At 62.9% G+C, this 15084-nt stretch carries 10 protein-coding genes and 1 tRNA gene; all 11 read left to right on the forward strand.

Features of this window, described 5'->3' with window-relative positions; all coding sequences use genetic code 11:
- The first annotated feature begins 710 nt into the window (after nucleotides 1-710).
- Nucleotides 711-1880, forward strand: a complete 1170-nt coding sequence (locus V6584_RS00890; protein WP_340468572.1) for a DNA polymerase III subunit delta' — start codon at nucleotides 711-713, stop codon at nucleotides 1878-1880.
- 62 nt (nucleotides 1881-1942) lie between these two features.
- On the forward strand, nucleotides 1943-2554 hold the full coding sequence (locus tag V6584_RS00895) for a YbhB/YbcL family Raf kinase inhibitor-like protein (RefSeq protein ID WP_340468573.1): 612 nt from the start codon (nucleotides 1943-1945) through the stop codon (nucleotides 2552-2554).
- 155 nt (nucleotides 2555-2709) lie between these two features.
- Entirely contained in the window at nucleotides 2710-4236 is a 1527-nt protein-coding gene (locus tag V6584_RS00900; protein WP_340468574.1) for a C69 family dipeptidase, read from the forward strand.
- A 153-nt stretch (nucleotides 4237-4389) separates the two neighbouring features.
- Complete coding sequence (locus tag V6584_RS00905; protein WP_340468575.1) at nucleotides 4390-5943, forward strand: formate--tetrahydrofolate ligase; 1554 nt, start codon at nucleotides 4390-4392, stop codon at nucleotides 5941-5943.
- A 255-nt stretch (nucleotides 5944-6198) separates the two neighbouring features.
- Nucleotides 6199-6272, forward strand: a tRNA-Lys gene (locus V6584_RS00910).
- Between the two features lie 241 nt (nucleotides 6273-6513).
- Nucleotides 6514-6705: a hypothetical protein gene (locus tag V6584_RS00915; RefSeq protein WP_340468576.1), complete on the forward strand. Its 192-nt coding sequence runs from the start codon at nucleotides 6514-6516 to the stop codon at nucleotides 6703-6705.
- Between the two features lie 520 nt (nucleotides 6706-7225).
- Nucleotides 7226-8209: an ABC transporter permease gene (locus tag V6584_RS00920; RefSeq protein ID WP_340468577.1), complete on the forward strand. Its 984-nt coding sequence runs from the start codon at nucleotides 7226-7228 to the stop codon at nucleotides 8207-8209.
- A 34-nt stretch (nucleotides 8210-8243) separates the two neighbouring features.
- Entirely contained in the window at nucleotides 8244-9179 is a 936-nt protein-coding gene (locus V6584_RS00925; RefSeq protein ID WP_340468578.1) for an ABC transporter permease, read from the forward strand.
- A gap of 65 nt (nucleotides 9180-9244) precedes the next feature.
- Entirely contained in the window at nucleotides 9245-11377 is a 2133-nt protein-coding gene (locus V6584_RS00930; protein WP_340468579.1) for a dipeptide ABC transporter ATP-binding protein, read from the forward strand.
- Between the two features lie 228 nt (nucleotides 11378-11605).
- On the forward strand, nucleotides 11606-13360 hold the full coding sequence (locus V6584_RS00935) for an ABC transporter family substrate-binding protein (RefSeq protein ID WP_340468580.1): 1755 nt from the start codon (nucleotides 11606-11608) through the stop codon (nucleotides 13358-13360).
- A gap of 337 nt (nucleotides 13361-13697) precedes the next feature.
- Nucleotides 13698-15041 (forward strand): amidohydrolase family protein, encoded by a 1344-nt coding sequence (locus V6584_RS00940; protein ID WP_340468581.1) that lies wholly within the window; start codon nucleotides 13698-13700, stop codon nucleotides 15039-15041.
- The last annotated feature ends 43 nt before the right edge of the window (nucleotides 15042-15084 follow it).

Below are 15084 nucleotides of genomic sequence, written 5' to 3' on the forward strand. Positions count from 1 at the left end.
GGTGGCATGGCCGATGCAGATGGTGATGATTCCCGGGATGAGGCGGAAAGTCCCGAAGATTCGGACGGTGTCGATGATTCGGATGATTCGGATGATTCGGATGATGTGGATGATTCCGGCGATTCCGACGGGTCCGGCGACGGAGATGACTCCGAGGGGTCGGATGACTGGGAGGGGACCGATGGTTTCGAAGACTCCGATGATGAAGATGGAACCGATGATGACCAGGATGATGGCGGTGTCGTGACCGGTGACTCCGGCGATGACCCGGATGACGGCCCGGATGGGGTCTCCGGGGGCGGGATGGGGCCGGTCGGCCCTGCACTCCCGGACCCTGCCGACGGCGGCCTGCGGCCTGTCAGGGGCGGCGGCCTGTCCGGGGCGTCTTCCCAAGGGGAAGGACCCGCAAGTACATATTCCGACAGGAGGACCGGTCCGGGAGAGGATGAAGGGTCCGGCCAAGGGCTTGGAAGGGCGGCGGTCCTCCCTGCGGATTTCATTGAGGACCCGGCCCTGCACCCCTCGGACTTCCGTTCCCTCCCTGAGGGCGGCGTGGCGGTCGGCGGGACACTGGGCGGCGGTCTCCTGGGCGAGGAGGCCCCCTCGGAGGGCCCCCGGCCTGAACCGGGCCTGGCGGTCTCCGGCCGGCAGGGCAGGGCCAGACAGCGGGTCAGGTGGCTTAGGCCCCCGCGTTTCAGGCGCAATCCACGATGAGTGTCTGGGACGGTATCGTCGGGCAGGAGCCGACGGTGAACCTGCTCAAGTCGGTCGTCGCATCTCCCGGCTCCGGCCGTGACGACATAGCCCAGTCCTGGTTGATCTGCGGCCCTCCCGGATCGGGACGGTCCAACCTGGCCAGGGCCTTCGCCGCCGCCCTGATCAGCCCGGACCAGGGCCTGTCCGACCAGCCGACCCGGGTTACCTCGCAGGTCCTCGCCGGCTCCCACCCGGATGTGACCATCCTGTCCACCAACAAGGTCACCATCGGAATCGACCAGGTGCGCGACCTGATCGTCACCTCCGAGCAGATGCCGACCACCGCTCCCTGGCGGGTCATCATCATCGAGGATGTGGATCGCATGCTGGAGCGGACCACCAATGTCCTCCTCAAGGAGATCGAAGAACCGGCCCCCCACACCATCTGGCTCCTGTGCGCCCCCAGCGCTCAAGACGTCCTGCCCACCATCCGCTCGCGCACCAGGGTGGTCAACCTGGCCGTCCCCTCCAACACGGCCGTCGCCGACTTTCTGATCAGGCAGGAGGGCGTCGACAGGGCGACGGCCCTCAAGGCTGCCCGGCTGGCCCAGGGGCATATCGGCGTGGCCCGTCTTTATGCCACCGACAGGCAGGTCCTGGCCGACAGGGATGAGCTGGTCATCGGTCTGCTCGGCCTGCGCCGGTCATCCGATGCCATCATCCTGGCCGGACGCATGGTGGACGATGCCAAGAGCCAGGCCGCCAGGGCCGTGGAGGGGCAGGTGGCCAGGGCCGAAAGCGAGTTCCGCCAGGTCAACGGCCTGGGGACGGACGAACGCATACCTCCGGCGCTGAGGGGGGCCTACCATGCCTTGGGCGGCAAGGATGAGGTCCGTCGGCGGACCACCAGGCTGACCAGGGATGTGCTGGACCGGTACTTGAACATTCTGGCCAGTGTGTACAGGGACGTCTGCGTCCTGCAGAACCAGGCCGATGAGACGGCAGGCTTGGTCAACCTGGAAAACCGCCCGGCCATCACCGACCTCTCGGTTCGTCTGACCCGCCGGGCCGCCATAGACCGTCTGGAGACCATAGCCACCGCACGCCGCCGGCTGGCCGGCAACGGTTCCCCCCTTCTGGTATTCGAAGCCCTCTTCTGCCGACTCCTGGTCTCCGACCGGTAGGGGCCCTGAGCCGATGGCCGATAAGCTTGACTGGACCGCCGGCGGGGAAGAGAATCGGAGATATGAAGATCATCGTCGATTTTGATGTCATCCCCGACCGGTACGCCAAACGGGCACCCATCTCACTGACCCGGCAGGGTCAGCCTGTCGTCTCCTTCCCCTTCCGGGTAAGCGCAGTCCCGGTCTCTTGCAGGTACCTTCACTGGGAGCTGGTCGACCCCGACTCCATCCCCGTGTGCGGCTTTCAGTGGATCCACTGGTCTCTCGCCAACCTGCCCATCGCGGGTCTGGCGGGACATGGCCTGGTCACGCCCACGTCGGCCGGCCCCGACCACGGCCCTGCGGGCAATCAGGAGACACGTGAGGTGAGCATTCCCGAGGACTTCTCCCGCCGGCTGGAAGACCTGATCCCCGGGGTTCCCCAGGGGCGGACCTCGGCCGCTTCCAAGTTCGTGATGAAGGGCGGGGCGGCCGATGACAGGAGTCTTCTCATGCGCTACAACGGACCGACCCCTCCAGACCGCACCCATGATTACGTCCTGCGAGTCTGGGCCACCCCGGACCCTATCGCCGGATTGAAAGAGGGTTTCTGGCTCAACGCTTTGGAGCACGGGATCCACCAGGCCTCCCCGGCCCCGGTCCAGGCGGAAGCCTGGCTGCCCGCACAGGCCTGATTCCGCGATTCGGCCAAAGCGGCGGGCCGGTGCTGTGCCATGGGGCAGGCGGGCGTTAGAGTGTGGAACGACAGGTGGACCCCGGTCCGGCCCTTCCGGGCCGAGGGTCGGCGCGGGATCCGGCCGGTCCCGTCACAGCAGAAAGGCATCCCCACATGGCATGTACCACAATCCTGATCGGCAAGGAAGCGAGCTACGACGGGTCGACCATCATCGCCCGCAACGAGGATTCTCCCAATGGTGAGTTCTGCCCCAAACGTTTCGTCGTGGTCGCCCCCGAGGACCAGCCCAGGCACTATCGCAGCGTGATGAGCCATGTCCAGATGGACCTGCCCGATGACCCCCTGCGGTACACGGCTGTCCCCAACGCCATCTCCAATGAGGGCATCTGGGGTGAGGCCGGAGTCAACGAGGCCAATGTGGCGATGACCGAGACCGAGACCATCACCTCCAACGAGCGGGTGCTGGGCGCTGACCCCCTGGTCGAGCTGACGCCCGCCCAGGGCCGCCCCGGCGAGGAGGGCTACATTCCCGAGTCCGCAGGCGGGATCGGGGAGGAGGACCTCCTGACCATCGTCCTGCCATACATCCACAGCGCCCGGGAGGGAGTGGAGCGTCTGGGCGACCTCCTGGAACGCTACGGCACCTATGAGATGAACGGAATCGCCTTCAGCGACGTGGACGAGATCTGGTGGCTGGAAACCATAGGCGGCCACCACTGGATTGCCAAAAGGGTTCCCGACGACTCTTACGTGACCATGCCCAACCAGCTGGGCATCGACGAATTCGACCTGGACGACGCCCTGGGCGGGCAGACCGACCACATGTGCTCGTCCGACCTGCGTGAGTTCATCGAGGAGAACCACCTGGACCTGGCCGTGGAATCGGCCTCCCCCTTCAACCCGCGTGATGCCTTTGGATCCCACAGCGATTCCGACCACGTCTACAACACCCCCCGTGCCTGGTGGATGCAGCGCTTCCTCAACCCCTACGACGAGATCTGGGACGGCCCCGATGCCGACCACGCCCCCACCGCTGACAACATCCCCTGGTGCCGCCAGCCCGAGCGCAAGATCACCGTCGAGGATGTCAAGTACGTGCTGAGCTCCCACTACCAGGGGACCCCCTACGATCCTTATGGTGTTCTGGGAGACGCCCACACCCGTGGCCTCTACCGCCCGATCGGGATCAACCGCAACAACCAGCTGGCCGTCATCCAGCTGCGCCCCTACCGTCCTGAATCCTGCCGGGCCATTCAGTGGATGGCTTACGGGTCCAACCCCTTCAACGCCCTGGTCCCCTTCTATGCCAACGTGGACACCACGCCCGATTACCTGGCAGGGACCACGGACAGGGTGACCACCGACAATCTCTACTGGACCGACCGTCTGATCGCCGCACTGAGCGACGGTGCCTTCGCGGACACCAGCGCCGCCAACGAGCGCTACCAGGAGGCCATCGGCGCCCAGGGCCACAGGATGATCGCCGCGACCGACGACCAGGTGGGCCGTCTGGAGGGGGCCGACCGGGGAACAGACAATCCCGAGGTCAGGGAGATCCTCAAGACGGCCAACCAGGACATGGCCGACGAACTGCGCAAGAGGACCGATGCCCTCCTGGGCGAGGTGCTCTATACGGTCAGCATGAAGATGCGCAACGGATACCACCTTTCCGACAACTGAAAACCACCGGGACGCCACCCCCAACCGGCTGACCGTCGGTCCCGTCCACGCTGGGACCGGGCGCAGGCCGCATGCGTCCGTCCGGGGGACGGCGTGCGGTTCGGATATCAGGAAAACACCCACGGAGAAAAGCCAACGAGCCAAGAGGAGAACATGACCGATTTCAAAGACTTCGTCAGGCCTTACGGGCTGGTCAGCAAGGTGGATGCCTTCGGCTACCTGGACGAACTCAGGCGCAACCCACAGGAGCCGCGCAAGCACGGACGGGTGGTCCTTGTGACCGCCGACACACCCCTCAAGGCCTCCAGGGGTGAGGGGAAGACCACGACCACGATCGCCCTGATAGACGCCCTCCGAGCCCGGGGGGTGGATGCGGCGGCCGTGCTGAGACAACCAAGCATGGGCATCACGGCGGCCGGTTCCAAGGGCGGTGCCTCGGGCGGCGGCAGGTCCTCGCTGACCCATCCGGAACTGGTGGACTGGGGCCTGTGCGGGGAGATGGCCGCCATCGAATCAGCCCAGAATCTCCTGGTCTCATTCGCGGAGAAGGCCGTGGACGAGGGCAGGCTGGACACGGTCCTGGTCCCCAGGGTCTCCGAGGTTCCCTCCCGCTCGCTGAGGCAGATCAGCGTGGACCGGGGCAGGGGGGACCTGGCGGAGCGGACCGTCCTGACCCCGACCTGCGAGCTCATGCAGATCGTGGTCCTCTCACGCAGCATGGATGAGATAGGCCGGAGGGTGTCGGCCATGATCGCCGGCACCCTGGGCGGTCGGCCCGTCACCTTTGGTGAGTTCATCGACCTCTGGCGGATCACCGGAATCCTGGGCGACGCCGTCAAGCCGGCCATGACCGAGACCCTGCAGGGGTCCCCGGTCTACGTCCACTGCGGCCCCTTCGCCAACGTCTCCCTGGGGATCCCAAGCCTGGTCTCCGTGGAGATGGCCTGCGCCCGCCATGACGTGGTGGTCGTCGAGGCCGGTTACGGGGCCGATGCCGGAGCCCAGAAGTGGCTGGACATAGCGGCCCGTGAATATGGGGCCCAATGGCCTGCAGCCGCCATCGTCGTCACCCGTGCCACCACCTGGCGGGACGACCCCAGGCTGCAATGGCGCTACCCCTTCCACGTGAACCGCCTGGAAGGTCTGGGCATCCCGACCTTCCCCCTGATCAACCTCTGGGAGGGAGAGGACGGTCAGGTGGACGACCTGCGGGCCATCGCCTCGGACCTGGGCTTCCGCAGGCCCATCATCGGCAACCTCTTCCGTGACGGCGGCACCTCCCTGGAGCCGCAGCTGGACGGTTTCATCCAGGCCCTGGAGGACGAAGGCCACGAAGACGCCCAGGTGGGGTGGGGTTCCGAAGAGGCCGTCGCCGGCCAGGCCAGCCATCTGGGCATGGGGGTCATGGACCAGATCCGTTGGATCGTCGCAAGCGCCTACGGGGTGCCCGCAGACCGGGTGGTGGAGAAGGCTGGTTTTGCCCAGTCCCTTGAATCGGCCCGTGGGCTCTGCAGGGGGGTGGGGGCGGACCTGGACCGGCTGGTCGTGGTTGCCGTCAAGTCCCCCGCAACCATGACCGATGACGATACGGCCCCCGAGGCCGAGCGCACGGTCACGCTGAAGAAGGTCGAGGCCCATACGGGTGCCGGCCTCCTCCAGGTGAACCTGACCACCTCCCTTACCACCCCCATGCCGAAAATCGTCTGATGTGCGGTCTCCACGTCGCGGCCATGGCCAGGTCCGCGCCGGGTGACGGGACCCGTCCTTCCCGCATGGGGCGGAGGGGCCCTGCGGCTCCATTGACCTGTCCAGAAGGACGGCGTTTCTTCCCGCATGAGGCAGGCCAAGCGGTTCTGAGGCCTTTCCTCCCGGAGGGCAGGTCAGGCTGGCTGACCAAGACGCGCCGTCTTGCAGGATTCAATGAATCGTGTATAGTTGCTTCTTGGCTCAGCAATGTGCCTTGCCCCTATAGCTCAGTTGGCTAGAGCAGCTGACTCTTAATCAGCGTGTCCGGGGTTCGAGCCCCCGTGGGGGCACAGAGCCAAGCCCAGCAACCGCAACGGTTGCCGGGCTTTTTTCATGCTCGATGACCGGTCCGGCATCTGCATTCCTCGTGCCCGTTCACGGCAAAGGGTGAGACGGTCAGTCCGGTTTCCGGCACCGAGGGAAGGAATCGAAGGTCGAGTGGTGGACTTTTCCGGGGTGGCCGGTCCGAGTCTGCTATCTTTCAGGTACTCCGATTTCAAGGTGAGATCGGACTGCACAAAGGGGGATGACATGCAGGGATTACGGTCCATCAAGAAGAGGATGTCGCTCAAGCTTGTCTCCGGGTTGCTGGCAGTGGTCGCCGCCCTTGGCATGGGTGGTTATGCCATGAACCGCTATTACGGTGCCGCCCCGACCTATGAGGCAGTGCAGTATAGTCCGGGTTGCTGGCGTATCGGCAAGCTGATTGCCTGCGTGAAGTGAACCGGGTCCGTTCAGTAAAGCCGTGTCAGGAAGGGTGCCTGCCGACTGCCTGTGGTTCGGCGATCGTATCTTACGCATGATGTCCATTGGCAGACGCATTCCCGTTTTGAGGCCGGGAGGGGAAGAAGGCTCCTCCCGGCCTTGTTCATGCCCGGCCCGGGCCGGCTGCTCCGAAGGGACCAGAGTGCCGAACTCCGTGACTTCCTCCTGGAGGCCACCTGATTCCCGTCTCATCCCCAGTCCGAGTATCATGGGTCTGGTCGTCGTTTTCCAAAAGAGGACGGTGTGCGGGCTCCGGGCCATGTTAAGCGGACGTTACATGTCTATTACAAATGGCGAGTACTAAATATACAACAAAGCACATAGTGTTTGAATAAGCAGCGGCCTTGGACCGGGATTGCGGTTTTGCGCAGGTGGTCGGGCCACTGTTTTCATTGACTGTGTGAGACACCGATCGGGTGAATATCCGGGTCGGCAATTACAGTTGCAGCAATAAGCGACCAGGAGAGAGAAAGAGCCGATGATTAAGTACATCATTAAACGCATTCTCAACTATATTGTGATGCTGTTTGTTGCCGTATCCATCGTCTACTTCCTGGCCAGCGCTTTCATGGATCCCCGGTCCAACTACTCCGAACGCCGCCCGGTGCCCCCTCCCGAATCGATCAACAACTCCCTGAACAACGCCAACATCAACGACCAGACTCCGGTCGTCATCCGTTACGGTCGCTGGCTGAAGAACATCGTCACCAAATGGGATTGGGGTCTGGCACCCGACCAGAGTTCCGTCAATCACGCCATATCAAGCAGGATTTGGGCCTCCGTGCAACTGGTCACCATAGCCACTGTCCTCTCCATCATCATCGGTGTGGCCATTGGTGTCTACACGGCCATCCGCCAGTACAAGTGGCAGGACCGGACCCTGAACGCCATAGCCACCTTCCTCCTGGTGGTCCCCCTCCCCGTCATGGCCCTCTTCGTCGTGCTGGGCGCCATCTGGCTCAACAACTCGGTCGGATCCAGAGTCTTCTATGTGACAGGCCTCCATTCATATGAAGGATCCAATCCGGTAAATTGGACACTGGACTTCCTGCAGCACCTGATTCTGCCGACCTTGGTTCTTTTCTTGAGCGGTGCCGTGGGATACCATCTCAAGCAGCGCACATATCTTTTGGACACGATGAATGCAGACTACGTCAGAACGGCCAGGGCCAAGGGACTGACCTTGAACCAGGCCATCCGCCGTCATGCCCTGCGCACCTCGCTGATACCGACCGCCGTCAGCGTAGCCTTTTCCATTGCAGGTGTCTTCACAGGTGCGACCATGACCGAGACGGTCTTCGGCATCAATGGTCTGGGAAGATACTTCGTGACCACCATCAACAACAACGACATCAATGGTTCGGTGGCCATCGCGGCCTTCGGCGGCGTCTGCACCCTGGTCGGCGCCATACTGGCCGATCTCTTCTCGGCCTGGCTCGATCCTCGTATCCGTCTGTACTAGTCGAACGGGAACTACTATGACAGAGAAGAACAACATGGCGAAACAAGATGCGGCGGAGTTGACGGTCGACCGTGGCGTGGCCAGACCGGAGAAGAAGGACTATCAACATCAACGGAGGATGGTCCTCTATGTCCGCCGCTTCCTGAGGAGGCCTTCGGCGGTCGCCGGCGTGATCATCCTGCTCATCCTCACCTTCTTCGCCCTCTTCGGTTCCAAGCTGAGCAAATGGAACTACGTCGACCTCGACTTCACGGCTCTGGCCTCCCCGCCCAGTGCGGAGCATTGGATGGGGACCACGTCGGGTGGTTCGGACCTCTATGCCATGGTCATCCGAGGCTTGGGCCGCTCCATGGCGATCGGCTTCCTCAGCTCGGTCCTGACCATGATCCTCGCCGCCCTGATAGGCACCGCCATTTCCTTCTTCGAGGGCTGGTTCGAGAAGGTCGGCATGTGGATCCTCGACATGCTCCTGGTCATCCCCAGCTTCCTGATCGTGGCCATGCTGGTCCGTTCGGCATCGGGCACCAGCGGTTGGCTCATGCTGGTGGGTGGTCTGACCGTCTTGGGCTGGGTGGGTGACGCCCGTGTCATCAGGACACTCACCATGAGCCTGCGCGAGCTGGACTATGTCAGAGCGGCCAAGTTCATGGGGGTCGGCTCCTTCACCATCATATGGAGGCACCTGGTTCCCAATCTGGGATCAGTCCTTGTCATAAACACGGTGCTGGGGGTCGTCAGCTCGATCAACAGCGAGACCTCCCTCAGCTTCCTGGGCCTGGGCATCAAACCGCCCGACACCTCGCTTGGCACCCTCTTGACCGAGGGTGGCGGGGTCTCGGTAACGGCCCCCTGGGTGCTGATTTTCCCCTCCCTGGTTCTAATCCTTCTGACTTTCTCCGTACAGTTGATTGGTGATGGCATCCGGGATGCCATCGATCCTTATTCTCGTTCAGTAGGGAAGGCTGAGTAAGACAGATGGGCATCTTCAGAAGAACCGCAAAAGAGACGGCTCGACCGACCCAGAAGCCAGCGGATATGACAGGACCCTCCCTGCAGAGGGCCCGGGGCGGGGATGTGGTCCTTGAAGTCCGGGACCTGCAGGTCAGCTTCGCCTCCGAGGCCGGCACCGTCCACGCCGTCAGGGGCATCAACTTCGACCTGAAGAAGGGCCAGACCCTGGGCATCGTGGGCGAATCGGGATCGGGCAAGTCTGTCACTTCCATGACCATCATGGGCCTGCTCGACCCCAATGCCAGCGTCAAGGGATCGGTCAAGTACATGGGCGAGGAGCTCTTGGGCAAGACCGACAAGGAAATGAGCGCGATTCGCGGGAAGAACATAGCCATGGTCTTCCAAGACCCTCTTTCTGCGCTGACACCCGTCTTCACGATCGGAGACCAAATCAAAGAGGCCCTGGTCACCCATAACCCGGATATGACGGAGGAGGAGATCCACGACCGTTCGGTGGAGCTCCTGAACCTGGTGGGTATCCCCAAGGCCGAAGACAGGTTGAAGTCCTTCCCACATGAGTTTTCCGGCGGCATGCGCCAGCGCGTCGTCATCGCCATGGCCATAGCCAACAACCCCGACGTGATCATCGCCGATGAGCCCACGACGGCTTTGGACGTGACCATCCAGGCCCAGGTCCTGGAGGTCCTGCAGAAGGCCCAGAAGGAGACGGGGGCCGCCCTGATCTTCATCACCCACGACCTGGGGGTCATCGCCGGGATGGCCGACGACATCATCGTCATGTACGCAGGCCGGGTGGTCGAGCATGCCCCTGTCGAAGACATCTTCTACAGGCCGATCATGCCTTACACGATGGGACTGCTGGGTGCGATACCGAGGCCGGACAAGGCTAAGGCGGACCGCCTGGTCCCCATTCCAGGCTCACCGGTGAACCTGGCCGACCTCCCGCAGGGTTGCCCCTTCGCCCCCCGCTGCCCCCTGGTCACCGACATATGCCGGACGGCCGAGCCCCCCCTGATGGAGGTCTCGGGCAGGGATGGCCAGCTGGTTGCCTGCCATCGCAGCCAGGAGATCATGGACCGCAAACTCACCTACAAGGACGTCTATACGGTCGGCAAGTCGATTGTATCCAAATTCGCAGGCATCCCCCGTGAGGACCGGGCTGTGGTCCTGGATGTGCAGCACCTGACCAAGACCTTCCCCCTGACCAAGGGAGGCTTCCTGCGGCGGCGTGTCGGCTCCGTACACGCGGTGAACGACGTGACCTTCGACATCCATGAGGGGGAGACCGTGGCCCTGGTCGGCGAGTCCGGCTCCGGCAAGTCCACCACCCTCCTGGAGATCATGAACCTGAAGAAACCCGAGCAGGGGTCCATCACCCTCTTCGGGAAGAACATGGCCGACAAGATGAGCCGCCAGGAGAAGCACGAGCTCCATGAGAGCGTGCAATACGTCTTCCAGGATCCCATGAGCTCCCTGGACCCCCGTCTGACAATCTATGACATCCTGTCAGAGCCCCTGAAGGTCCTCAACTGGGACAAGGACAAGATCAAGGACCGGGTCACCGAGCTGATGGGATTGGTCGAGCTCAACCCGGACCAGGTGGATCGCTTCCCCACCCAGTTTTCGGGTGGACAGCGGCAGCGCATCGCCATAGCCCGCGCCCTGGCTGTCAACCCCAAGCTGATACTGCTTGACGAGCCCGTCTCCGCCCTGGATGTGTCGATTCAGGCGGGGATCATCAACCTTCTGGAGGACCTGCAGAACAAACTGGGCGTGGCCTACCTCTTCGTGGCCCACAACCTGTCGGTGATCAGACACATCTCCACACGTGTGGCCGTGATGTATCAGGGCCGCATCGTCGAGAGCGGTGAGACCGAAGAGGTCTTTGAACACCCCCAGCACCCTTATACCAAGGCCCTGCTGAGCGCGGTGCCCATTCCCGACCCCCGCAAGGAGCGGGCCAGCCACCGATTGGTCCTGGAGGGTGAGCTTCCCAGCAACACCGAGGAGATCGAAGGCTGCGCCTTCGCCCAGCGTTGCCAGGTGAAGGGCTCCCTGCCGGAGGAGGAGCAAAAGCTGTGCGAGGGCGAAGCCCCGGCGCTTGAACATCATGACTTGGAAGGATCCCAAAAGGATCATCAGGTGGCCTGCCTGTTTCCTGAGGCAGACCAGGAGGGTCAGAATCCGGCTGAATGACAGCCGGGGCTGTGACCCAAGACAGCAAGAAAGCCTGGCCGGTGTCCACATAGTGAGACACTTGACCTGGCAGATACACGGTGACCCTAGTATCGCTGATTACCTCACCGAGCTGGATACCTTAACGGGATTGAAGGCGGAAAATCGCGGCAATGCAGTAACTGGGGGTTGCCGAACCAAAGGGAAAGCCAGTGCGACTTCATCGCCTGGGAAAAGAGAGGGACACATATGAGAGGCAGTTCTACCTTCATAAAACGCCTGTCCGCAGCGACGGCGGTCACGGCCGCCATGGCCATGGCCTTGGCCGGCTGCGGCGGGGGCAACAACAACGCCGGTGGCGACAAGGGCAAGGCACAGCCCGGAGAGGCACAGCCTGCCTCCGGCTATTCGGGCGATTTCAAGGGCACCTATGCCATGCCCGCCAAGGACGAGGTCCACAACAACGCCAAGTCCCGTGACCAGATCAAAGATGGCGGCACGCTGACCCTGCCCACTACCCAGACGGAGAATTTCAACAAGGTGAGTTCAGATGGGAACTCCCTCTACATGTCGAGGCTGTGGGACCTGTACATGCCCAACAACCTCTTCCTGTTCGACGCCAAGGGCAACATGAAGCCGAACCCGGACTATCTGACCAAGGCCGAGGTCACCAAGCAGGACCCCTTCACAGTCACCTACGACATCAACCCCAAGGCCAAGTGGAACGACGGCAGCGAGATTGACTGGACCGCCTTCAAAGCTACCTGGGAAGTGACCAACGGCAAGAACAAGGGCTATTCGCCGGCCAGCACCGCGGGTTCTGAAGACATCGCCAGTGTGGAGCAGGGGACCAACCCCAAGCAGGCGGTCGTGACCTATGCCAAGGTATCGACCCCCTGGCAGGGCGTGTTCCAAACCCTGTACAACCCCAAGGCCATGGATCCCAAGGTCTTCACCTCTGGCTGGGTCAACAACCCGCACAGCGAGTGGGGGGCTGGCCCCTTCAAGGTGCAGAGCTCCGACAACACGGGAATCGTCTTCGTCCCCAACGAGAACTGGTGGGGAGACAAGCCCAAGCTGGAGAAGGTCACCTACAAGTACCTGGAGGATCAGGCCTCCCTCAACTCCTTCAAGAACGGGGAGCTCGATGCCACTGCCGTTGGGAACGGCAACCGCCTCAAGACCGTCCAGGGGATGAAGGACATCCAGATCCGCGTCGGCTACAGTGGCAGCACGTCCGTCATGGTGTACAACGCCAAGAGCGAAGTCCTCAAGGACCTCCAGGTGCGGCGGGCCATGACCATGGGCTTTGACACCACGACCATGAACAAGATCGCCTACCAGGGGATGAATTGGACCCCGAAGACGCCCGGTTCCGAACTCTTCCCTGCCTTCCAGGAGGGTGCCGATGACAACCGTCCCAAGGAGGCCCAGCAGGTGGACCGCGACGGGGCCAAGAAGGTGCTCGAGCAGGACGGGTACAAGATGGGATCCGACGGCTACTACGCCAAGGACGGGAAGACCCTGACCGCCCGGTACACCTACTTCGGCGATGACCCCACGATCACCGCACGGGCAAGGGCCTACCAGCAGATGATGAAGCAGATCGGGGTCAAGATCAACCTCGACGGCAGGGACACCTCCAAGTGGTCCAAGACCATGAACGATCATGATTATGAAGTCATCGGCATGGGATGGTCCACCAGCAGCCCCTTCGATGCCCAGACCAGCGCCTACCAGATTTACGGGTCCGACTCTGAGAGCAACTACACCCTGGTAGGCACTGCGGAGATCGACAAGGAGCTCAAGGCCCCGACTTCGATCGCCGACACAGCGGAGTCGATCAAGGCGGTCAACAAGGCCGAGAAGGCCGCTCTGGCCCTCTACGGCACCTTCCCCTACACCACGCAGCCTAACTTCACGGCCGTGAAGAAGGGCCTGGCCAACTATGGTCCTGCAGGCTTCGAGAACGTGCCTGTCCAGAACTGGGGCTGGGAGAAGTGAGATTACCAGCTGAACAACCGGTCCGCAAAGGCCGTTGACAGAGGTTGACTCAGGCGGCTGTCGGGTATGTCCCGGCAGCCGCCTTCCTTATGCCCGCACTCGTTCCTGTCTTGTGGCACCTCACGCGCAGGGCGGACGGTTCCTCGATCATTTGGGGGCGTGGAGCCAGTGACGCCCCTCTTCCGCATATAGGGGGACGGACCTGTTCATTCCCCGGACAATCCGCCGATCCACCCGCGCTGTAGGGGGAGGAGAAGGTACCATGGTATTGACAGGGCCCGGGCGGACTGGATGGAGCCGGGGCGGTGGGGACTCGAATGAAAGCAGGTGGGAGATCATGGGGCATCTTCTGGGAAGAAAAGAGCGCGAACCGTTTGCTATCGTGCATGCGGACATCGCCACCGGTGATGAGCAGGGGACCGTCGAGCGCGACATGACGATCCTGGTCGGCGCGGACGGGAGGATCGAGCAGGTCACACCCAGCCAGCAGGCTTACATCCCTGCGGACTACCACCAAATCGACGCCACGGGCAAGTATGTGGCCCCGGGACTGATCAACGCCCATACCCACCTCTTCTCGGACGGCCGTCCGCTGACCAGCGGAGCCACCTCGCAAAAGACCCAGAAGACGGCCATCAAGCTCCTGCACAGTCCTCTGGGCAAGGTTTACATGCGGTCACAGGCCAAGGCCAATATCATGACCCTCCTCAACTCCGGTGTCACCACCATGCGGACCATGGGAGACGTGGGTTATGAGGCTGTGGCACTGCGCAACAGGATCGATGCCGACGACATGATCGGGCCCCGCATCCTGGCATCCGGTCCCCTCCTGGCCATCCCCGGTGGCCATGGGGACCCCCTGATCGCCCTGGCCTCATCCAATCCCGAGGAAGCCAGGCGCAACACCCGGATCAACCTGGACCACGGGGTCAACGCCATCAAGATCGCCGCCACCGGCGGCGTGACGGACGCCACCAAGCTGGGAGTCGCAGGCACCCCGCAGATGACCGAGGAGGAGATGGCCGCCATCTGCGACGAGGCCCACGAGTACGGGGTCATAGTGGCCGCCCACGCCCAGGGCCAGGAGGGGGTCATGAGGGCCCTCAAGGCAGGGGTCGACACCATCGAGCATGGCAGCGCCCTCAACGACGAGATGTTGGAGCTCTTCCGCCACAATCCCCGTTCCCTGCGGGGCTATTCCATCCTCGACCCCACCCTCTCGGCCGGCCTCCCCCTGACCCAGCTCAGTCAGGAACAGCTGGGGATCAGCGACATCGTCCGGGGCAATTCCGAACTGGTGGTGGACGGTATGGTCCAGGGGGCCAGGGATGCCCATGCCAACGGCATCCCCGTGGGGGTGGCGACCGACACCGGCATGACCTTCGTCCCCCAGTACACCACCTGGCGTGAGATGGACCTCCTGGTCCGTTATGCGGGGTTCACCCCGGCCCAGGCCTTCAACGCAGGCACCCAGGTGAACGCCCGTGACCTGGGCTTCGAGGATGTGACCGGTTCCATTTCCATCGGCAAGGACGCGGACATGATCGTCCTCGACGAAGACCCGGTCAAGAACCTGCGTACCTTGGCCTCCCCCCGCCTGGTCATCGCCAAGGGGCGGCCTGTCTGGCGGCCCGAGGTCAAGCACTTCCCGGAGATCGACCAGCTCCTCGACACCTTCTGACGGTAAGTTGGGCCAGTCTCGCAATCCCCTTCCGCCGCCTGTC

Source organism: Bifidobacterium favimelis, assembly GCF_037963085.1.
In the GTDB taxonomy this organism is placed as follows: domain Bacteria; phylum Actinomycetota; class Actinomycetes; order Actinomycetales; family Bifidobacteriaceae; genus Bombiscardovia; species Bombiscardovia favimelis.

Bases quoted from the DNA above. Each gene is read 5' to 3' on its own strand.
- V6584_RS00890 (WP_340468572.1), top strand. From the start codon at position 711: ATGAGTGTCTGGGACGGTATCGTCGGGCAGGAGCCGACGGTGAACCTG.
- V6584_RS00895 (WP_340468573.1), top strand. From the start codon at position 1,943: ATGAAGATCATCGTCGATTTTGATGTCATCCCCGACCGGTACGCCAAA.
- V6584_RS00900 (WP_340468574.1), top strand. From the start codon at position 2,710: ATGGCATGTACCACAATCCTGATCGGCAAGGAAGCGAGCTACGACGGG.
- V6584_RS00905 (WP_340468575.1), top strand. From the start codon at position 4,390: ATGACCGATTTCAAAGACTTCGTCAGGCCTTACGGGCTGGTCAGCAAG.
- V6584_RS00915 (WP_340468576.1), top strand. From the start codon at position 6,514: ATGCAGGGATTACGGTCCATCAAGAAGAGGATGTCGCTCAAGCTTGTC.
- V6584_RS00920 (WP_340468577.1), top strand. From the start codon at position 7,226: ATGATTAAGTACATCATTAAACGCATTCTCAACTATATTGTGATGCTG.
- V6584_RS00925 (WP_340468578.1), top strand. From the start codon at position 8,244: ATGGCGAAACAAGATGCGGCGGAGTTGACGGTCGACCGTGGCGTGGCC.
- V6584_RS00930 (WP_340468579.1), top strand. From the start codon at position 9,245: ATGACAGGACCCTCCCTGCAGAGGGCCCGGGGCGGGGATGTGGTCCTT.
- V6584_RS00935 (WP_340468580.1), top strand. From the start codon at position 11,606: ATGAGAGGCAGTTCTACCTTCATAAAACGCCTGTCCGCAGCGACGGCG.
- V6584_RS00940 (WP_340468581.1), top strand. From the start codon at position 13,698: ATGGGGCATCTTCTGGGAAGAAAAGAGCGCGAACCGTTTGCTATCGTG.